The 19,367-nt window shown below is 74.6% G+C and carries 19 protein-coding genes and 1 tRNA gene; 11 read left to right on the forward strand and 9 right to left on the reverse strand.

All coding sequences use genetic code 11. From position 1 onward, the window contains the following. The first annotated feature begins 33 nt into the window (after nucleotides 1-33). Both HL663_RS06310 and HL663_RS06315 read left to right on the forward strand, forming a co-directional pair. The gene (locus tag HL663_RS06310) at nucleotides 34-1,203 is read left to right on the forward strand and encodes an ROK family transcriptional regulator (protein WP_173027563.1); all 1,170 of its coding nucleotides are present in this window, start codon (nucleotides 34-36) and stop codon (nucleotides 1,201-1,203) included. A 55-nt stretch (nucleotides 1,204-1,258) separates the two neighbouring features. Beyond that, nucleotides 1,259-3,163 (forward strand): potassium transporter Kup, encoded by a 1,905-nt coding sequence (locus HL663_RS06315; RefSeq protein ID WP_173027564.1) that lies wholly within the window; start codon nucleotides 1,259-1,261, stop codon nucleotides 3,161-3,163. Nucleotides 3,164-3,443: 280 nt separating this feature from the next. On the opposite strand, the gene HL663_RS06320 is transcribed toward HL663_RS06315, so the two are convergent. Both HL663_RS06320 and HL663_RS06325 read right to left on the reverse strand, forming a co-directional pair. Further along, a tRNA-Pro gene (locus HL663_RS06320) sits at nucleotides 3,444-3,517 on the reverse strand. Nucleotides 3,518-3,626: 109 nt separating this feature from the next. Then, entirely contained in the window at nucleotides 3,627-4,607 is a 981-nt protein-coding gene (locus HL663_RS06325; protein WP_173027565.1) for a metallophosphoesterase, read from the reverse strand. Between the two features lie 80 nt (nucleotides 4,608-4,687). Here HL663_RS06325 and HL663_RS06330 point away from each other — a divergent pair, with 80 nt between their 5' ends. Next, nucleotides 4,688-5,152 carry a GatB/YqeY domain-containing protein gene (locus tag HL663_RS06330; protein ID WP_173027566.1) on the forward strand — a complete coding sequence of 155 codons (465 nt, stop codon included), beginning with the start codon at nucleotides 4,688-4,690 and terminating at the stop codon, nucleotides 5,150-5,152. 74 nt (nucleotides 5,153-5,226) lie between these two features. Here HL663_RS06330 and HL663_RS06335 read toward each other — a convergent pair whose 3' ends face one another. Beyond that, nucleotides 5,227-7,641: a transglycosylase domain-containing protein gene (locus HL663_RS06335; RefSeq protein WP_173027567.1), complete on the reverse strand. Its 2,415-nt coding sequence runs from the start codon at nucleotides 7,639-7,641 to the stop codon at nucleotides 5,227-5,229. A 236-nt stretch (nucleotides 7,642-7,877) separates the two neighbouring features. Between HL663_RS06335 and HL663_RS06340 the strand changes: the two genes are divergently transcribed. Beyond that, nucleotides 7,878-8,201, forward strand: a complete 324-nt coding sequence (locus tag HL663_RS06340) for a WhiB family transcriptional regulator (protein WP_173027568.1) — start codon at nucleotides 7,878-7,880, stop codon at nucleotides 8,199-8,201. Between the two features lie 166 nt (nucleotides 8,202-8,367). Here HL663_RS06340 and bagB read toward each other — a convergent pair whose 3' ends face one another. From bagB to HL663_RS06355, 3 genes are read right to left on the reverse strand one after another with little or no spacing between them, the layout of a single operon-like run. Further along, nucleotides 8,368-9,543 carry an ArsA family ATPase gene (gene bagB / locus HL663_RS06345; protein WP_173027569.1) on the reverse strand — a complete coding sequence of 392 codons (1,176 nt, stop codon included), beginning with the start codon at nucleotides 9,541-9,543 and terminating at the stop codon, nucleotides 8,368-8,370. Further along, nucleotides 9,543-10,556, reverse strand: coding sequence for an ATPase BagA (gene bagA / locus HL663_RS06350; protein ID WP_173027570.1), 1,014 nt, complete (start codon nucleotides 10,554-10,556; stop codon nucleotides 9,543-9,545). Before bagA ends, bagB begins: the two co-directional genes overlap by 1 nt. A gap of 30 nt (nucleotides 10,557-10,586) precedes the next feature. Then, nucleotides 10,587-11,375 carry an alpha/beta hydrolase family protein gene (locus HL663_RS06355; protein ID WP_173027571.1) on the reverse strand — a complete coding sequence of 263 codons (789 nt, stop codon included), beginning with the start codon at nucleotides 11,373-11,375 and terminating at the stop codon, nucleotides 10,587-10,589. Between the two features lie 47 nt (nucleotides 11,376-11,422). On the opposite strand from HL663_RS06355, the gene sp36 reads away from it, so the two are divergent. The 4 genes from sp36 to HL663_RS06375 all read left to right on the forward strand — a co-directional run bounded on the left by sp36 (nucleotide 11,423) and on the right by HL663_RS06375 (nucleotide 13,709). After that, on the forward strand, nucleotides 11,423-11,575 hold the full coding sequence (gene sp36, locus HL663_RS06360; protein ID WP_173027572.1) for a Sp36 family protein: 153 nt from the start codon (nucleotides 11,423-11,425) through the stop codon (nucleotides 11,573-11,575). 1 nt (nucleotide 11,576) lies between these two features. Further along, nucleotides 11,577-12,050: a RidA family protein gene (locus HL663_RS06365; protein ID WP_173027573.1), complete on the forward strand. Its 474-nt coding sequence runs from the start codon at nucleotides 11,577-11,579 to the stop codon at nucleotides 12,048-12,050. Then, the gene (locus HL663_RS06370; RefSeq protein WP_286175980.1) at nucleotides 12,043-12,750 is read left to right on the forward strand and encodes an NUDIX hydrolase; all 708 of its coding nucleotides are present in this window, start codon (nucleotides 12,043-12,045) and stop codon (nucleotides 12,748-12,750) included. The genes HL663_RS06365 and HL663_RS06370 overlap by 8 nt, the downstream gene beginning before the upstream one ends. Before the next feature lie 104 nt (nucleotides 12,751-12,854). Beyond that, entirely contained in the window at nucleotides 12,855-13,709 is an 855-nt protein-coding gene (locus HL663_RS06375; protein WP_173027574.1) for an MBL fold metallo-hydrolase, read from the forward strand. Between the two features lie 176 nt (nucleotides 13,710-13,885). Here the strand turns inward: HL663_RS06375 and HL663_RS06380 are convergent, their stop codons facing one another. Continuing rightward, a complete protein-coding gene (locus HL663_RS06380; protein WP_286175981.1) occupies nucleotides 13,886-14,563 on the reverse strand; it encodes a Crp/Fnr family transcriptional regulator in 678 nt (225 codons plus the stop codon). 114 nt (nucleotides 14,564-14,677) lie between these two features. Here HL663_RS06380 and nth point away from each other — a divergent pair, with 114 nt between their 5' ends. Genes nth through HL663_RS06395 form a run of 3 tightly spaced genes read left to right on the forward strand, consistent with a single transcriptional unit; the run spans nucleotide 14,678 to nucleotide 17,430 of the window. Next, on the forward strand, nucleotides 14,678-15,466 hold the full coding sequence (gene nth, locus HL663_RS06385; protein ID WP_173027575.1) for an endonuclease III: 789 nt from the start codon (nucleotides 14,678-14,680) through the stop codon (nucleotides 15,464-15,466). 60 nt (nucleotides 15,467-15,526) lie between these two features. Then, nucleotides 15,527-16,222, forward strand: coding sequence for an NUDIX hydrolase (locus tag HL663_RS06390; protein ID WP_286175982.1), 696 nt, complete (start codon nucleotides 15,527-15,529; stop codon nucleotides 16,220-16,222). Continuing rightward, nucleotides 16,219-17,430: a MarP family serine protease gene (locus HL663_RS06395; RefSeq protein ID WP_173027577.1), complete on the forward strand. Its 1,212-nt coding sequence runs from the start codon at nucleotides 16,219-16,221 to the stop codon at nucleotides 17,428-17,430. Before HL663_RS06390 ends, HL663_RS06395 begins: the two co-directional genes overlap by 4 nt. Nucleotides 17,431-17,446: 16 nt before the next feature. Here the strand turns inward: HL663_RS06395 and HL663_RS06400 are convergent, their stop codons facing one another. Both HL663_RS06400 and nhaA read right to left on the reverse strand, forming a co-directional pair. Then, the gene (locus HL663_RS06400; protein ID WP_173027578.1) at nucleotides 17,447-17,836 is read right to left on the reverse strand and encodes a phage holin family protein; all 390 of its coding nucleotides are present in this window, start codon (nucleotides 17,834-17,836) and stop codon (nucleotides 17,447-17,449) included. 50 nt (nucleotides 17,837-17,886) lie between these two features. Beyond that, nucleotides 17,887-19,257 (reverse strand): Na+/H+ antiporter NhaA, encoded by a 1,371-nt coding sequence (nhaA, locus tag HL663_RS06405; protein WP_173027579.1) that lies wholly within the window; start codon nucleotides 19,255-19,257, stop codon nucleotides 17,887-17,889. Between the last annotated feature and the right edge of the window lie 110 nt (nucleotides 19,258-19,367).

Raw genomic sequence — 19,367 nt, forward strand, 5'->3', positions numbered from 1 at the left:
ATTTCGGCAAGGGTCCTTACTAGGATCGTGTCCGTGGAGCCCCCGAAGCCCTCGCTCCGGCTGCTGCGGCAGCTGTCCGACCGGCACGTGCTCGGGGTGCTCTTCGAGGAGCCGGAGCTGACCCGGGCGCAGATCGCCACCCGCGCCGGCCTCTCCAAGCCCACCGTCGGCGAGAGCGTGCGCCGGCTCACCGAGGCCGGCGTCGTCCGCGACACCGGGGACCGCACCGGCGGCCGCGGCCGGGCCGGCACCATCCTCGCCCTGACCCCGGACCTCGGCGTCGCGCTCGCGGTGGGCATCGCCCCCGACGGCGTGCTGGCCGAGGTCGTCGACGTCCACGGACGGGTGGTGAGCAGGGCCACGGAGGGGCTGGCCCTGCCCACCACGCCCGACCGGCTCGAGGCCCTCCTGCCCGCGGTCGTCGCCCGGGCGGCGGCGGGCGCGGCCGGGGCGGTGCGCGTGGCCGTCGTGAGCGCCGCGGACCCGGTCGACCGCGCCACCGGCGCCCTCGTGCACCTGCCCGACGCGCCCTTCCTCGTCGGCGAGCTCTCGCCCGTCGCGCTCCTCGCCCCGCTCGTCGACGGCGAGGTCGTCGTCGACAACGACGTCAACTGGGCCGCCCGCGCCGAGCTCGCCGCCACCCACGACCCCGGTTCCGGCGCCGACGAGGCCGCGGACGGCGTCGCCTACCTCTACCTCGACCGCGGGCTCGGCTGCGCGGTCGTCGCCGACGGGGTCGTGCTGCGCGGGGTCGGCGGGCTCGCCGGGGAGGTCGCGCACGTCGTGACCACCGGCCCCGACGGCCGGGCGAGCGCGTTCATCGAGGTCTTCGCGGCCCTGGGGCTGCGCGAGCCGGGCAGCACCGCCGTCGACACGGCGGCCGTCCTGCGCCTGCTCGAGCTCGCGGCGGCGCCGGGCGGCGACCCCGGCGCCGAGCGTGCCGTCGACGCCCTCGTCGTCGCGGTCTGCGGTGTCCTCGCCGCGCTGGTCGCCTTCACCGACCCCGCGGCGGTCGTGCTCGGCGGCGCCTGGGGGTCGGACCCGACGTTCCTGGCGCGGGTGGGGCAGCGCTTCGGCCGGATGCCGCGACACGTGCCCTTGCGGCCGCCCGCCGTGCTCGAGCAGCCCTCCCTCGCGGGCGCCCGGCAGGAGGCGCTGCGCCGGCTGCGCGAGCGCGTCGTCACAGGGTCCGCCGCGGGCTGACCAGGTCCGCACGAGTCCCGGGGGCGGGGCGTGCTCGCGGCCTACGCTCTGCTGCGTGAACGCACCGTCCGCCACGGCCCCGACGACCGCCCGGCGCGCCCTCGTCCTCGGCGCGCTCGGGGTCGTCTTCGGCGACATCGGCACCAGCCCGCTCTACGCGATGCAGACCGTCTTCGCGCTCGACGGCGGCATCGTCGAGCCGACCCGCGACAACGCGCTCGGCGTGGTCTCGACCGTCGTGTGGGCCATCACGCTGGTCGTCTCGGTCAAGTACGTCCTCTTCGTGCTGCGCGCCGACAACGACGGCGAGGGCGGGGTGCTCTCGCTGGCGTTCCTCGCCCGACGCTCGGTCCGCCCCGGCGGCAAGCGGTTCCGGCTCGTCATGGTCCTCGGCGTCATCGGGGCCGCGCTCTTCTACGGCGACTCGGTCATCACCCCCGCCATCTCGGTGATGTCCGCCGTCGAGGGGCTCGAGGTCGTCGAGCCCGGCCTGCAGCAGTGGGTGCTGCCGCTCGGCGCGGCCGTCATCACGCTGCTGTTCGTCGTCCAGCGCCACGGCACCGACCGGGTCGGGCGCTTCTTCGGGCCGGTCATGGTCTTCTGGTTCCTCACGCTCGCGGCGCTCGGGCTGCCGCACGTGCTGGCCTACCCCCAGGCGCTGCTCGCGCTCAGCCCGCACCTCGCCCTGCAGTTCGCCGTGGCCCACCCGCTCGTCAGCTTCCTCGCCCTCGGCGCGGTCGTCCTCGCGATCACCGGGGCCGAGGCCCTGTACGCCGACATGGGGCACTTCGGCCGCCCCGCCATCGCCACGGGGTGGTTCTGGCTGGTCTTCCCGAGCCTCACCCTCAACTACCTCGGCCAGGCCGAGCTGATCGTCAAGGACCCCGCGACGATCGACCGGCCCTTCTTCCACCTCGGCCCCGACTGGGCGACGCTGCCGCTCGTCGTCCTCGCCACGGCCGCGACGGTCATCGCCTCGCAGGCCGTCATCTCGGGCGCGTTCTCGGTGTCGCGGCAGGCCGAGCGGCTCGACTTCCTGCCCCGCCTCACCGTGCGCCAGACCTCCGAGCACGAGGGCGGCCAGATCTACGTCCCGGCGGTCAACTGGGTCCTCTTCGGCGGCGTGCTCGTCCTCATGCTCAGCTTCCGCAGCTCCGAGCACCTGGCCGTCGCCTACGGCCTCGCCGTCACCGCCACGCTGGCGCTCACGACGTGTCTCTTCCTCGTCTACGCCGACGCCGCGCTCGACTGGCCGCGCTGGCGCCTGTGGGCGTTCGGCGGGCTCTTCCTCTGGGTCGAGCTGAGCTTCGTCGCCGCCAACGCCACGAAGATCACCCACGGCGGCTGGCTGCCGGTGCTGCTCGCCACCGTCATCGCGTTCGTCATGCTCACGTGGTCCAAGGGCCAGCGCGTCGTCAAGGCACGCCGGGCCAAGGTCGAGCGCCCGCTCGCCGAGTTCCTCGAGGAGGCGCACTCCGGCGGGCTCCAGCGCGTCCCCGGGACGGCGGTCTTCCTCCACACCAGCCACGACACGACCCCGCTGTCGCTGCGCGAGAACGTCGACTTCAACAAGGTCCTCCACGAGAACGTCATCATCACCAACACGATCCGGATGAACGTCCCGCACGTGCCGGACGAGGAGCGCGTCGTCGTCGACGACCTCGGCGACCAGTGGGACGGCATCTGCCTGGTCCGGCTGCACTTCGGGTTCGCCGACGAGCAGGACGTCCCGGCCGCGCTGGCGCTCGCCGCGCAGACCCCGGACCTCTCCTTCGACCGCGACACCGCCCTGTACTTCCTCTCGCGGGTCTCGGTGCACGCCGCGGCCGACCGCCCGGGGATGTCCCGCTGGCGCAAGCGGGTCTACATCGCGCTGTCGCACAACGCCGCCGACCCGACGGAGTACTTCCGCCTGCCGATCGACCGCACGGTCGTCGTCGGCGCCCAGCTGCACGTCTGACGCCCGCGGGCTCGGGGTGCGCTCGTCGTGGCGGGGTGGTCTCGCCCTGCCGGGGTGCCGAGGCGGGTCGGCGCGGCGGGATGGCGGCGGCGAGGCGGGGTCGGGGCGGCGCGGTGGGGTCGGGGTGCGCTGGCCACGCTGAGACGGGGTTTACAGGACGCCGGCGGTCCCGCTGGTTCGTCCCTCACCACCGGGACCGCCTCCCGGCATCCTGTCCCCCGACGAGCGAGAGGGCCGGGCCGGATCGACTGCGTCGATCTGGCCCGGCCCTCTCGTGATGTCGGGGTGACAGGATTTGAACCTGCGACCTCTTCGTCCCGAACGAAGCGCGCTACCAAGCTGCGCCACACCCCGTGGCACGTCATCGACGACCCGAGGGCCGCCGCGACACCCGAGGATAGCCGACCACCCACGAGCATCCGAAATCGGTCCCCCCGATGGTCGCCGGGAGGGCCGGGGGACCTCAGCCGAGGCCGTCGTCGCCGCGGGCCACGAGGGTGAGCAGCGTCGCCTCCGGACGGCACGCGAAGCGCACCGGCGCGTACGGCGAGGTCCCGAGCCCGGCCGAGACGTGCAGCCACGCGGCGTCCGCCGGCGCGGCCGACGACGGCTGCACGGGGCCCTCGCCGCCACCGGGGCCGGCGCCCTCCCACCAGCGGGAGACGCCCTTGACGCGGCCGGTGTCGAGGTCGCAGTTCGTGACGAGCGCGCCGTAGAACGGCACCGCGAGCTGGCCGCCGTGGGTGTGCCCGGCGAGCACGAGGCCGGCGCCGTCGGAGACCATCGCGTCGAGGACGCGCTGGTAGGGGGCGTGGACCAGCCCGACGGTGAGCGCGACGTCGTCGCGCGCCGGGGCCGAGACCCGGGCGTAGCGGTCGAAGTCGACGTGCGGGTCGTCGACGCCGACGAGCTCGACGCGGTGCTCGCCCATCGTGACGACCGTGCGGGCGTTGTCGAGGTCCGACCAGCCGCCGCCGCGCAGCCCGGCGACGAGCTCGCCGACCGGCAGGTCGCTGCGGGTCTTCGGGGCGATGGCGTAGCGGTCGGTCAGGTAGCGCGCGGGGTTCTTGGGGATGGGGGCGAAGTAGTCGTTGGAGCCCAGAACGAAGGCCCCGGGGAACTCCATGAGCGGCTCCATCGCCCGCAGCAGCGGCGGGACGGCCTCGACGTGGGCGAGGTTGTCGCCGGAGTTGACGACGAAGTCCGGGCGCAGCTCGGCGAGGGAGCGGACCCACTCGATCTTGCGGCGCTGGCCGGGGGTCAGGTGCAGGTCGGAGACCTGGAGGACGCGCACCGGCGCGGACCCGGCCGGCAGGACCGGCACGGTGAAGCGACGCAGCGTGAACCAGGTGCGCTCGACGAGGGAGGCGTAGGCGACCCCCGCGAGGCCGGCGCCGACGAGACCGCCGACGGCGCGCAGGGCGGTGCGGGCGGGGGTCGTCATCGGCCCATCCTCGCTCACCGACCCGCCGCCCGGAGAATCCCGGGTGACCCCGTCACGCAGCGGGTGGGAGACTGGCGGGCATGAACGCCCAGAGCCTCAAGGCGCAGCTGCAGAGCGACCTCCACGACGCGATGCGGGCCCGTGACAAGGTCCGCAGCTCGACGCTGCGGATGGCCCTCACGGCCGTGACGACCGCCGAGGTCGCCGGTGACGAGGCGCGCGAGCTCACCGACGACGACGTGCTCAAGGTCCTCGTCAAGGAGGCCAAGAAGCGCCGAGAGTCCTCCGCCGCCTACCGCGACGCGCAGCGCCCCGAGCTCGCGGCCGTCGAGGACGCCGAGCTCGTGGTCCTCGAGGCCTACCTCCCCGCCCAGCTCGGCGACGACGAGCTGCGGGCCATCGTCGAGCGCGCCGTCGCCGCGAGCGGCGCCACGGGTCCGGCCGACATGGGCCGGGTCATGAAGGCCGCCCAGGGCGAGGTCGCCGGGCGCGCCGAGGGCGGCCGCGTGGCGGGCGTCGTCAGGGCGGTGCTCGCCGGGCGCTGAGCCCCGCTCCCCTCCGGACCGACGACGAGGGCCCGACCGGATGTACCGGTCGGGCCCTCGTCGTGCGGTGGGCGTCAGCCCCTGCCCGGCGGCCTGGTGTTGCCGGGCTTGGGCTTGCCCCGGGTCGGGGGCCTGGTCTGCTTGACCGGCTGGGTCGGCTTGACGTTGACCGCGGGCGCGGCTGCCGGGCCGGAGGAGACGAGCAGCGTGATCGTCGAGCCCTTCATCGCCGAGCCCGAGGGGGAGGTGCCCGCCACGGTGCCGGCGGGCGCGTTGCTCGAGATCGTCTGGCCGACCGTGGCCCCGAAGCCGGCGCCCTGGAGGATGGCCGTCGCCGACCCGGTGTTGCGGGCGTAGACGTTGGGGATGGGCTCGAGGTTGCCGCGCTGGGCCGCCGCGCTCGGCGCGGGGAAGTCCTTGGCCGGCATGTCCGCGGTGATCTTCTTCATGATCGCCGTCCAGACCGGCACCGAGACCGTGCCGCCGAAGACCTCCTGGAAGCAGCCGTAGCTGCCGAAGCACTTGCCGTTGAGCGAGTAGAACTTCCCGTTCTTGTCGGCCACCTTGACGTTGCCGATCCACACGACGGTCGACAGCTGCGGGGTGAAGCCCGCGAACCACGCCTGGTTGTGCTTCTCGGTCGTGCCCGTCTTGCCGGCGGCCGGGCGGGCGCTGACGTCCCAGAAGTTGTCGGCCGTGCCGCCCGGGCGCAGCGTGCCCTTGAGCAGGTAGGCGGCGCCGTCGGCGGCCTCCTTGGAGATGGCCTGCTTGCACTCCGGCCCCTTGACCTTGATCTCCTTCTTGTCCGGGGTCGTGATGGAGACGATCGGGTTCGGGGTGCAGTACTTGCCGCTCGCGGCGAGGGTCGCGTAGGCGCTGGCGAGGCTGAGCGGGGTCGTGACCCCGGAGCCGAGGGTGACGTTGGACAGGGTGCCCTCGATCGGCTTGCCGTCGGCCTGGTGCAGACCCATCTTCGTCATCGTCTTCTGCACGTTGCAGGGGCCGACCTCGATGGACAGCTGCGCCGCCCACGTGTTGACCGACTTCGAGATGCCCTCGGAGAGGGTCATCGGACCGCCACCGATCGGGTAGTCGTTGCCGACCTTCCACGGGAGGTTCGAGCCGCACGGGGCGCCGACGACCTTCGGGCCGTCGAAGACGTGGTCGATCTTGTTCGTCGCGAAGGGGACGTTGATCGTGCCGTTGAGGGGCATGCCCTGCTCGAGCGCGGTGACGAGGATGAACATCTTCGCCGTGGACCCGAACTGGTAGCCGTAGGGCCCGCCGCCGTAGACCTGGTCGACGTTGACGTTCGTCTGGTCCTTGTCGAAGTCGGCCGCCTGGGCCATCGCGAGGACCCGGCCGGTGCCCGGCTGGACGATGGACACGGCGCCGCCGAGGTTGCTCTTGTTGCCGACCGGGATGGCCTTCTCGATCTGCTGCTGCGCGGTCTTCTGCATCTCGGGGTCGAGCGAGGTGCGGATGGTCAGGCCGCCCTGGTTGATCCGCTTGAGGCGCTCCTCGGGGGTCTTGCCGAGGGCGGAGAGCTCCGGGGCGTGCTGGAGGTAGGCCATGACGTAGGCGCAGAAGTAGGGCTCGGACGAGCGGTGGCAGACACCCTCGACCGGCTTCTTCTTGATCATCTTCTTGACCTGCTGCTTCTTGGCCGCCGCCACGTCCTTGGCGGAGGCGAAGCCGAGCTGCTGCATCCGGGTGAGCACGACGTCGCGCCGGGCCTGGGCCTGCTTGGGGTTGAGCACCGGGTTGTAGGCGGTGGGCTGCTGGACGATGCCGGCGAGCAGGGCGGCCTGGCCGAGCGAGAGCTTGTTCGCGTGGACGCCGAAGTAGTTGAGGGCCGCGGCCTCGACGCCGTAGGCCTGGTCGCCGTAGTAGACGAGGTTGAGGTAGCCCTGGAGGATCTGGTCCTTGGTGAAGTTGTCCTCGACGTTGACCGCGTACTTGAGCTCCTGCACCTTGCGGGAGTAGGTCTGCGCCGTCGCGGCGGCCGCGGCCTCCTTGTCGCCGGCGCGCAGCGCCTGCTCCTGGAGGGTGATCTTGACGAACTGCTGGGTCAGCGTCGAGGCGCCCTGCGTGCTGCCGGTGCGGGCGTTGGAGACGAGCGCGCGGGTGAAGCCGCGCAGGTCGAGGCCGCCGTGCTCGTAGAACCGTGCGTCCTCGATCGCGATCTGCGCGTTGCGCATGTTCTTCGAGATCTTGTTCAGCGGGACGATGATGCGGTTCTCGTCGTAGGGGTTGGCGATGACGTGGTTCTTCGCGTCGACGATCTTCGACTGCTGGGCCAGCGGGGAGACCGTGAAGTCGCCCGGCAGGTCGTTGAAGAAGTCGACGCCGCTCTTGGCCGCCTGGCCGCTCGCGCCGATCGCGGGGACGGCGATGCCCGCCAGCAGCAGGCCCGCCACCGTGCTCAGCACGACGAAACCGAGGAGCAGCCTGAGCACGGCCGGGAAGTTCTGCGCACGTCCGTCCATGCGCGACAGGGTAACGCGGGGACCTGACGATGCCCGCGGGCCGAGACGGCGGCGCGCGGGCGGGGGTCCGCGGTGGGGCCGGGGAGGGGGTCAGGCGTGCGGCGGGCGGGTCGTCCGTTCGGCCAACCCGGGGACCGATTCGGCCGATGTGTGCAGGTCACCGGGCGACCTACGGTAATTGCATGTCCTCATCCGAGAGGGGGGCGAGGACCCCGAGACAGCGAAGAGAGGTGGACATGAGCATCTCACCGGTGACGGCCCCGACCGAGGGCCAGTGGGTCACGGAGTGGGCGCCGCTCGGCAAGTGCGCCGGCAGCGACCCCGACGCGCTCTTCGTCCAGGGCAAGGCGCAGCGCGCCGCCAAGGTCGTGTGCAAGGGCTGCCCGGTCGTGGCCGAGTGCCTGGCCGACGCGCTCGACAACCGCACCGAGTTCGGTGTGTGGGGCGGCATGACCGAGCGGGAGCGTCGCGCCCTGCTGCGCCGCCGCCCCGACGTGCGCTCGTGGACGGCCCTGCTGTCCGCCGCCAAGTCCCGTGGCGCCGAGGGCGCCATCGCCTGACCCCTCGGGCCCGTGGCCGCCGACGGCGCCACCGCCCGACCCCCAGACCCCCCGGTGGGGCCGACCATCCCCCCTGCACGCCCGTGGCACCCCCTGCAGTCACGGGCACCGGTCGGCCCCGCCGGGGCTCTTTCGTGCGCGGGGGGCGCGGCGGCCGCGGTCCGCGTCAGCCGCCGAGCGCGTCGCCGACCGCCCGCAGCCCGTCGAGGTCGTGGATGTCGGTCGCGGCTGCCGGGACCGTCCGCACCGGGACGCCGGGATGGGTCGCGACGAACCGGCGCACCCGCGCCTCGTGCCGGGTCGCCACCTCGGCGACGGCGGCGTGCAGCCGCAGCAGCGCCGGCGTCGGGCCGGTGCCCGGGGCGGCGGTGTCGGCGTCGTCGGCGCGGTCCTCGAGCTGCTCGGCCGCGGCGGACGCCCGCGACCCGCTGAGGCCGGGCGCGGCGAGCTGCTGCATCCGGTTGACGACGACCCCGGCGAGGGGCATCGACTCCGCCTCGAGGCGCTCGACGAAGTAGGCGGCCTCGCGCAGCGCGTCGCGCTCGGGGGCGGCGACGACGACGAACGCCGTCGACGGCTCCTTGAGCAGGGCGTACGTGACGTCGGCGCGCTCGCGGAAGCCGCCGAACATCGTGTCGAGCGCGGCGACGAAGGTCTGGACGTCGGAGAGGAACTGCCCGCCGAGGACCTTCGAGAGGGTCGCCGCCGCGAGGTTGGCGCCGACCGAGAAGACCTTGAGGTAGGCGCGCCCGCCGGCCTTCGCGGGGGCCATGAGCAGGCGGATGAACCGGCCGTCGAGGAAGGAGCCGAGGCGCTTCGGGGCGTCGAGGAAGTCCAGGGCCGAGCGCGAGGGCGGGGTGTCGACGACGACGAGGTCCCACGTGCCGTCGGCGTCGGCCTGCGCCCGCAGCTGGCCGAGCTTCTCCATCGCCATGTACTCCTGCGTGCCGGCGAACGAGCTGGAGACCGCCTGGTAGAAGGGGTTCTCGAGGATCTGGGCGGCCTTCTCGGGGGTCGAGTGGGCGAGCACGACCTCGTCGAAGGTCCGCTTCATGTCGAGCATCATCGCGTCGAGCGAGCCACCGGCCTCGACCCCGACGCCCTCGACGGGGCGCGGGGTGTTGTCGAGCGCCGTGAGGCCGAGGGACTGCGCGAGCCGGCGCGCCGGGTCGATGGTGAGGACCACGACGTGGCGCCCGGCCTCCGCGGCGCGCACCCCGAGGGCCGCGGCCGTCGTCGTCTTGCCGACGCCGCCGCTGCCGCAGCAGACGACGATGCCGGTGGCCGGGTCGGCGAGGAGGGCGTCGACGTCGAACGCGTCGGCGGCGGTGCGCGCGGCCATCAGCGCACCCCCTGCTCGTGCAGCTCGTCGGCGAGGACGCCGACCCCGCCGTCGTCGGTGCCCGTCGTCAGGGCGGGGAGGGTGACGGTCGGCAGCCCGAGCCCGTCGACCTCGGCGCCGAGCTCGTGCTCGAGGGCGAGGCGGGCCGCGTGGTCGGCGCCCTCGGCGAGCAGGCCCCCGACGGTCTTCGCGCCGGAGCGCACCCCGACCGCGGCGAGGTCCGCGCGCACCTGCTCCTCGAGCCCGGCCGGGTCGCTCGCCAGCCGTTCGACGAGGTCCGGGGGCAGCAGCGGCTCGCGGACCTGGTTGACGACGACGGCGCCGACGCCGAAGCCCGCGGCCGAGAGCTCGGCGACGGCGTCGGCGGTCTCCTGCACGGGCATCTCCTCGAGGAGGGTGACGACGTGGACGAGGCTGCTGCGGGCGCGCAGCATCCGGGTGATGGACTCGGCCTGCTGGTGGATGGGGCCCATCCGCGCGAGGCCGGCGACCTGCTCGTTGACCCCGAGGAAGCGGGTGACCCGGCCGGTCGGCGGGGCGTCGAGGACGACGGCGTCCCACACGGGGGAGCCCTGGCCGCGCTTGCCCCCGGTCGTGCGGCCGACCGCCTCGTAGACCTTGCCGGTCAGCAGGACGTCGCGGACGCCGGGCGCGATCGTCGTCGCGAAGTCGACGACGCCCATCCGCTCGAGCGCCCCGCCGGCCCGGCCGAGCTTGTAGAACGTCTGGAGGTACTCGAGCAGCGCGGCCTTGGCCTCGACCGAGAGGCCCCAGAGCTCGCCGCCCGAGGGGTCCTGGACGAGACGGACCTCGTCGGTGCCGAGCGGCGGCACCCCGAAGGTCTGGCTGATGCCCTGCCGGTTCTCGACCTCGACGAGCAGGACGCGGCGGCCCTGCCGGGCCAGGGCGAGCCCGAGGGCGCTCGCGACCGTCGTCTTGCCGACGCCGCCCTTGCCGGTGACGACGTGCAGCCGGACGCCCTCGAGGACGCGCGCGAGAGGAGGAGCGGCCATGCGGCCAGCCTAGATCGGGCAGCCGGGCCCTCAGGCCGGGTGGTGCGGTCCACCCCGGCCGAGGGTGAGCTCCTCCACCTCGGCGAGGAGGAGGAGGTAGGCCGGGTGCTCGGGGTCGACGAGGTCGAAGTGGTCGGCGCCGCGGGCCAGGGCCGTCGTGGCCTTGGCGTCCTCGGCGGTGCGGGTCGCCACGTACGCCTGCGCGACCTCGGGCGGCACGACGTCGTCGTGCTCGCCGCTCACGAGGGCGACCGGGGCCGTCAGGCGCAGGCGGCCGGGGTCGGCGGCGGCCCAGGCGTCCGGCACCTCGTCGGGCGAGCCGCCGAGGAAGGCGCGGGCGGCGTCGTCGCCGAGGTGGAGGCGGTCGGCGGTCGCGAGGTCGGCGACGGGTCCGAGCGCGACGGCGCCGAGCAGGTCGGGCACGCGGTCCTCGGAGGCGAGCCACGTCACGAGATGGCCCCCGGCCGAGTGGCCGACGAGCACGACGGCGTCGGGCAGGTCGGTGTCGGCGTGGGCCGCCGCGAGGTTCGCGAGGAGGGCGTCGGCGGTGCCGGGCCACCCGCCGCCGGGCATCCCCGGGCGCGGGTACTCGAGGTTGACGACGTGGAAGCCGTCGCGCGAGAGCGCCTCGGCGAGCGGCCCGAGGTGGGTCCGGTCGTGGGTCGGGCGCCAGAAGCCCCCGTGGACGAGGGCGACCGTGTAGCCGCGGGCGCGGTGCGGGTCGGGCTCGAACACGTCGTAGACGTCGGTCTGCTCCGGCCCGGTCACCTCGGTGCGGTCGGGCTGTCGGGCGCTGCGGCTCATGACGTCGTCGCTCATCCCGGCCACCGTAGCCGTGGACGGGGCGCGCGGTTAGGGTGGCGCGCATGCAGAAGTGGGAGTACGCGACCGTACCGCTCATCGTCCACGCGACGAAGCAGATCCTCGACCAGTGGGGTGAGGACGGCTGGGAGCTCGTCCAGGTCCTCGCGATGCCCGAGGGCAACCTCGTGGCCTACCTCAAGCGCCCCCGGGCCTGACGTGGGTGCCGTCGAGGACCGCATCGCCGCGCTCGGGCTGACGCTGCCCGAGGTCGTCCCGCCGCTCGCGGCCTACGTCCCGGCGGTGCTCGACGGCTCGCGCGTCTACGTCTCCGGGCAGGTGCCGTTCGTCGAGGGCGTGCTGCCCGCGACCGGCCAGGTCGGCGAGCTCGTCGGCCTCGTGACGCCCGAGAAGGCCCAGGAGCTCGCGGCGGTCTGCGCGCTCAACGCCATCGCGGCCATCCGCTCCGTCGTCGGCGACCTCGACCGTGTCGAGCGCATCGTCAAGGTCACCGGCTTCGTCGCCTCCGACCCCTCGTTCACCGGCCAGCCCGGTGTCGTCAACGGCGCCAGCGAGCTGTTCGGCAAGGTCTTCGGCGACGCCGGCGTCCACGCCCGCTCGGCCGTCGGGGTGGCCGCGCTGCCGCTCGGGGCGCCGGTCGAGGTCGAGGTCATCGCCCACGTCCGTGACTGAGCGGACCGTGCTCCGCCGGCCGGTGGAGGACGTCGGGCTGCTCGAGCGCGCGCAGGCGTGGGTGGCCGCCGGGGCGTCCGAGGGCGCCGAGCCGCGCCCCGCCGCGACCGTGATGCTCGTGCGCGACACCGACGCCGGGCCCGAGGTGTACGTCCAGCGGCGCGTGGCGACGATGGCCTTCGCGCCGTCGATGGTCGTCTTCCCCGGCGGGCGGGTCGACCCCGCCGACGCCGGCCTCGACCCCGCGACCCCCGGGCTCGCCGACCTCGCGTCCCACCTCGGGGTGACGCCGCAGGAGGCGGCGCCCTTCGCGGCGGCCGCCGTCCGCGAGGTCGAGGAGGAGTGCGGCGTGCGCATCGAGGTCGCGGCCCTGCGCGGGCGCGGCCACTGGATCACGCCGGCCTTCGAGCCGCGGCGCTACGACACGTGGATCCTCGCCGCCGGGATGCCCGAGGGCCAGGAGGCCGGTGAGACGAGCGGCGAGAGCGACGGCGGCGGATGGGCCCGCGCGTCGGTGCTGCTCGAGCGCGCCGAGCGGGGCGAGGTCCGGATGATGCCGCCGCAGGTCTGGGCCCTCGAGGCGCTCGACCGCTTCGACTCCGCCGCGGCCTTCCTCGCCGACCGTCCCGACATCCGGCGCGTCGTGCCGGTGCTCGAGCAGGACCCGGACGGCACGCTCGTCCTCGTCACCGCCCTCTGACCGGGCCGCCTCCGTCCCTCCTCCGCGCGACCTGCGGTGGTCCGGGTGCGACCGCAGGGGGATCCGCGCAGGTCGCGCGCAGGAGACGGGCCTAGGGTGACCGGATGACGCCAGCGACCCCGTCATCCCCGCCGCCGGACCCGACCGCGCAGCCGCCGGCCTCGGTCCGGGACCCGTGGGCCGGCGGAGCGGTCACCGAGCGGGCGCACTGCGTCCTCGCGCCTAACCCCGGCCCGATGACCCTCGACGGCACGAACACCTGGGTGCTGCTCGAACCGGGCTCGACCGAGGCCGTCGTCGTCGACCCCGGGCCGCACGGCGACGCGCACCTGCGGGCCGTGCTCGACCTCGTCGCCGCCCGCGGCGCCCGGGTCGCGCTGACCGTCCTCACCCACGGCCACCACGACCACGCCGAGGCCGCGCCGCGCTTCGCCGAGCTGTCGGGCGCCCCGACGCGGGCGGTCGGCGCCGGGCACGACGACCTCGGCGACGGCGACGTGCTGACGGTCGGGGGGCTCGAGCTGCGGGTCGTCGCGACCCCGGGGCACACCGCCGACTCGGTGTCCTTCGCGCTGGCCGCGGACCACGCCCTGCTCACCGGCGACACCGTCCTCGGCCGCGGCACGACCGTCGTGGCGCACCCCGACGGCGAGCTCGACGCCTACCTCGGCTCGCTCGAGCGGATCGCCGCGCTCACCGGCGACGGCGCCGTGACGCGCATCCTGCCCGGGCACGGGCCGGTCGTCCCGGACGCCGCCGCGATGGTCGCGTTCTACCGGACGCACCGGGCGCAGCGCCTGGAGCAGGTCCGGCAGGCCCTGCTCGACGGTGCGGCCGCGGAGGACGACCCGGTCGAGGGCGTGCTGCGGCGCGTCTACGCCGAGGTGTCGCCGGACGTCTGGCCCGCCGCCCGGATGTCCATCCGGGCCCAGCTGGACCACCTCGGCATCCCCGGCTGACCCCGCCGCCCGCAGACCTCACGCGTATCGGGTGACCCGATACGCCTGCGCCTCACCCGGGAACGGTTCCGGGGTGAAGCGCGCCCGTATCGGGTGACCCGATACTCGTGTGACGCGGGGGAGGGTGCGCGTGACTCGGGGAGGGTGCGTGGGACTCGGGGGCGGAGCGGGATGGGTCAGCGCGCGCGGCGGCGCAGGCGCTCGACGTCCATGAGGAGGACCGCCCGCGCCTCCAGGCGCAGCCACCCGCGCGAGGCGAAGTCGGCCAGCGCCTTGTTGACCGTCTCGCGCGAGGCGCCGACGAGCTGCGCGAGCTCCTCCTGGGTCAGGTCGTGCGAGACCATGACGCCCTCCTCGACCGGGCGGCCGAAGCGCTTGGCGAGGTCGAGCAGCGCCTTCGCGACGCGGCCGGGGACGTCGGTGAAGACGAGGTCGGCCAGGACGTCGTTGGTACGGCGCAGCCGGCGGGCCAGCGCGCTCAGCAGCGTGAGCGCGACACCCGGTCGCTCGTGGAGGAAGTCCTTGAGCTGCTCGTGGCCCATCGAGAGCAGCTGCGTCTCGGCGACGGCGGTCGCGGTGGCCGTGCGGGGCCCGGGGTCGAAGAGCGAGAGCTCGCCGAACATCTCGCCGGGGCCGAGGATGGCCAGGAGGTTCTCGCGGCCGTCGGTGCTCGTGCGGCCGAGCTTGATCTTGCCCTCGCCGATGACGTAGAGCCGGTCGCCCTGGTCGCCCTCGTGGAAGAGGACGTCGCCGCGCTCGAGGCGCGAGGGGTTCATCTGCGCGATGAGCCCCTCCGCCGCACCGTCGTCGAGGGGGGACAGGAGCGGGGCTTTGCGCACGACGTCGTGGTCCACGACGGACAGTGTGCCAGAACGGGCAGGTCCGGGGCCGGGTGGTCACGGGCCCCGGGCGGGCCCCGGACCGCGCGCTCCCGGGGCCCTGTCGGCGCCCGGCCGTAGGCTGCCGCCGTGCCCGTCCGCCCCTCGCCCGCCGTCCGTCGCGCGGCCACCGGTGACGAGTCACCGGTCGCCCGCACCCGTCGCGCCCGCCGCACGTACCGGGCGCTCCTGGAGCGCTACCCGTACGCCCACTGCGAGCTCGACTTCGAGACCCCGCTCCAGCTCCTCGTCGCCACGGTGCTGTCGGCGCAGCCCACCGACGTCATGGTCAACACCGTGACGCCGACGCTCTTCTCGCGCTGGCCCACCGCCGAGGCGCTCGCGGCCGCCGACCGCGCCGAGATGGAGGCCGTCCTGCGGCCCACCGGTTTCTTCCGGGCCAAGACCAACTCGGTCATCACCCTCGCGCAGGCGGTCGTCGAGCGCTACGGCGGCGAGGTCCCCGGCCGGCTCGAGGACCTCGTGACGCTCCCCGGCGTCGGCCGCAAGACCGCGAACGTCGTGCTCGGCAACGCGTTCGGCGTCCCCGGGCTCACCGTCGACACCCACTTCGGCCGGCTCGTGCGCCGCTGGGGATGGACGCAGGAGACCGACCCGGTCAAGGTCGAGGCCGACGTCGCCGCGATCATCCCCAGGAGTGACTGGACGATGCTCAGCCACGTCGTCATCTTCCACGGCCGGCGCACCTGCTTCGCCCGCAAGCCCGCCTGCGGCGCCTGCCCGGTCACGCGCTGGTGTCCCTCCTACGGCGAGGGCGAGACCGACCCCGAGAAGGCCACGAAGCTCCTCAGGTTCGAGCTGGCCCCCGGCGCCGTCCTGCCCGACCCGCCCCCCGGCCCGCTGCCCGACGAGGGCTGAGCGGCCGGCTCCCGGCGGACTCGCAGGGCGCCCACACCCGGCGTGCCTACGATGACGCCCATGACCCCCGCACCCGAGTGGCTGACGCGGCTGGCCACCCGGGCCGACGTCGGTGACCACCCGTGGTTCGCACAGCACCCGGCGCCGCCGCAGGGCGCGCGCTCCTCGGCGGTCCTCGTCCTCTTCGGGCCCGGCCCGGACGGACGCACCGACGTCGTCCTCACCGAGCGGGCGCACACCCTGCGCTCGCACCCCGGTCAGGTCTCCTTCCCCGGGGGCCGCACCGACCCCGGTGACGACGGCCCGGTCGGCACCGCCCTGCGCGAGGCGCAGGAGGAGGTCGGGCTCGCGCCCGAGGGCGTCGAGGTGCTCGCGGCCTACCCCGCCCTGCACCTCGCGCCGAGCGGCAGCGCCGTGACGCCGGTGCTCGGCTGGTGGCCGCGCCCGGTGCCCGTCGGGGTCGTCGACACCGCGGAGGTCGCCCGCGTCGACCGGGTCGCGGTCGAGGACCTCCTCGACCCCCGCCACCGCTTCACCGCCGTCTTCGGGCCCTACCGCGGGCCCGGCTTCGAGGTCGACGGCCTCTTCGTCTGGGGATTCACCGCGATGCTCCTCGACACCCTGCTCGACCTCGCCGGCCTGACCCGGCCGTGGGACCAGGGGCTCGAGCGCCCGCTGCCGGACCGGGTGCGCTCGCCGTGGATGCGGGGGGCCGAGGACCACCTCGACCCACGCGAGATCGAGGACGCCCCGTGACCGGCTCGACCGTCCTCGACGTCGTCCTCGCGCTCGTCCTGCTCGCCTACGCCTGGAGCGGCTGGCGCCAGGGCCTCGTCGCCGCGGTGCTCGGGCTCGTCGGCCTGCTCGCCGGCGCCTTCGCGGCCGTGAAGATCGCGCCCGGGCTCATCGACGGCCGCGGCGGCATCGACCTCGGCAGCCCGGCCGGCACGCTCCTGCTCATCGGGATCGTCCTCGTCGCCGCGACGCTCGGGCAGTGGGTGATGCTCCTGCTCGCCGCCCGGGTCCGCCGGGTCATCGGGCTGGCCGGGCTGCGGCTCGTCGACAACCTCCTCGGTGCCGTCGCCGTGCTCGTGGCGTCGGTCCTCGTCATCTGGGTGGTCGCCGGGGCGGCCCGCGTCAGCGGCCCGGTCGGGCTGCGCACCGCCATCGCGTCCTCGACGGTGGTCCGCACGGTCGACGCCGTCGTGCCCCGCTCGGCGCAGACGCTCGTCGACGACCTCACCGAGGCGCTCGACAGCGGCGGCTTCCCGCGGGTGTTCGAGGGCCTGGGCCCGGAGCCGATCGCGTCCGTCCAGCCGCCGGACCGGGCGCTCGTGCGGGACGCAGCGGTCTCGCGCGCCCTGCGCTCGGTCGTCCACGTCCGGGCCTCCTCGCCCCGCTGCGGCCAGACCCAGGTCGGCTCGGGGTGGGTGCTCTCGCCGGGGGTCGTCGTCACCAACGCCCACGTCGTCGCCGGCGCCCGGACCGTGCAGCTGAGCGTGCGCGGGACCGGGCCGCAGGTGACCGGCCGGGTCGTGCGCTTCGACCCCGACCGCGACGTCGCCGTCGTCGTCACCTCCCGGCTGGGCGCCCCCGCCCTGACCCGCGGGGACGCGCTCGGGCGGGGCGACGACGCCGTCCTCGCCGGCTTCCCGGGCGACCGGGGCCTGTGGGTCGGGCCGGCTCGCGTCCGCAGCGTCCTCGAGGCGAAGGGCGCCGACATCTACGGGGGCGACGGCACCGTCCGCGAGATCTACTCGCTGCGCGCCGAGGTGCGGCGGGGCGCGTCCGGCGGCCCGATGGTCGACCCCGAGGGCCACGTCGTCGGGATGGTCTTCGCGACCTCGCTCGACGACCCGCAGACCGGCTACGCGATGACGTACTCCGAGCTCGCGCCGGTCGTGCGCGGCTCGGGCGTCGGCGACCCGACGGTCTCGACCGGCCAGTGCCGCGGGGCGGCCTGACCGAGCGGGGTGCCGCTCAGCCCTGGTGCTTGAGGGCGGCCACGGTCTCCTTGCCCTGCGCGATGGCCCGCTCGGGCGCCGGCTTGGCCTTCTGGAGCGCGTTCTTGCCGAGCAGCGCGAGGACCCCGGCGACGACGAACATCAGCACGGTGACGATGAGGTAGCCGGCCCACAGCGGCAGCCAGATCCCGAGGACCTGCGCGAGGGTGTGGAAGAGGAAGACCAGGCCCAGCAGCCCGACGAAGGCGGCCCCGGCGAGCAGGCCCGCCCCGACGCCGACCTTCTTGGCGCCCTGCGCGACCTCGGCCTTGGCGAGGGCGATCTCGCCGCGGACGATGCCCTGGACGTCGTGCGTCGCGTCGGCGACGAGCTGTCCGATGGTGCGCTCGGTGCTCTCGGGTGCCATGCGTCCTCAGCTCGTGTCGGTCCTGCCCTGCGAAGTGGTCCGCCCCGACCCTACCGAGTGCTCGCGGGCCCGGGGTCCGCGTGCTCCTCCTGGAAGCAGTCGGGCACGCCGTCGCCGTCGTCGTCGCGGGTCTCCTGCTCGTGGATGCGCCGGTAGACGGCGTTGCGCCGCCGCAGGACGACCGCGGCGAGGGCGGCCGCGATGAGCGACCCGAGGAGGATGCCGAGCTTGACGTGCTCGTCGCGCTCGGACCCCGCCCCGAAGGCGAGCTCGCCGACGAGGAGCGAGACCGTGAAGCCCACCCCGGTGAGGATCGCCAGCCCCGCGATGTCCGACCACGCGAGGTCGTCGTCGAGCCGGGCCCGCGTGAACCGCGCCATGAGGTAGGTCGACCCGAGCACGCCGACGAGCTTGCCGACGACGAGGCCGGCGACGACGCCGATGGCCACCGGGTCGCGCAGCGTCTCGCCGAAGCCGCCGCCGAGCACGGCGACGCCCGAGGCGAAGAACGCGAAGACGGGCACCGCGACCCCGGCGGACAGCGGGCGGATGCGGTACTCGAAGCGGTGCGCGACGTCGGTGTCGGCGGACAGCGTGCTGACCGAGGGGACCCCGCGCCGGCGCGGCCTCACCGGCACGACGAGGCCGAGGAGGACGCCGGCGACGGTGGCGTGGACGCCGGACGCGTGGACCAGCGCCCAGGTGAGCGCGGCGAGCGGCACGAGCAGCCACCACGCGGCGATCCGGCGCTGCACGAGCGCGGCGAACGCGGCGAGCGGCAGCAGCGCGAGCAGGAGCATCCCCACGTCGAGGTCGGCCGTGTAGAAGACGGCGATGATCGTGATCGCGATGAGGTCGTCGACGACGGCGAGGGTCAGGAGGAACGAGCGCAGCCCCGAGGGCAGGTGCGAGCCGATGACCGCCAGCACCGCGAGGGCGAAGGCGATGTCGGTGGCCGTCGGGATGGCCCAGCCGCGCAGGGCGTCACCCTCGCCACCCATGACCGACACGACACCGACGAAGACGAGCGCGGGGACGGCGACGCCGCAGAAGGCGGCGACGACCGGGACGGCGGCCTTCGCCGGGGAGCGGAGGTCGCCGACGAGGAACTCGCGCTTGAGCTCGAGCCCGGCGACGAAGAAGAAGATGGCGAGCAGGCCGTCGGCCGCCCAGTGGCCGAGGCTCAGGCGCAGGTGGAACCAGTCGGTGCCGACCTCGGTGTCGCGCAACGAGAAGTAGGCGTCGCTCCACGGGCTGTTGGCCAGCACGATCGCGACGACGGCGGCGACGAGGAGCACGGCGCCGCCGATGGTCTCGGTGCGCAGGGCGTCGGCGACGTGCTTGGTCTCGGCCCAGGTGGACGGGCGGGAGAGGAGGCGGTGGCCCTCGGGGCGACGGCCGGGGGGTGCGGAGGTGCTCATCGGGCGGCTCCTGGCGGACGGGGCGGACCGCGGGCGGGCGCGGCGAGGTCGTTGCCGACCAGACTTCCCGGCGCACCGCGTCCCATCCTAGCGAGGGTGGAGCGCGGCCG

Origin of the sequence: Arthrobacter sp. NEB 688 (assembly GCF_013201035.1) — a bacterium.
Taxonomy (GTDB): Bacteria; Actinomycetota; Actinomycetes; order Actinomycetales; family Dermatophilaceae; genus Phycicoccus.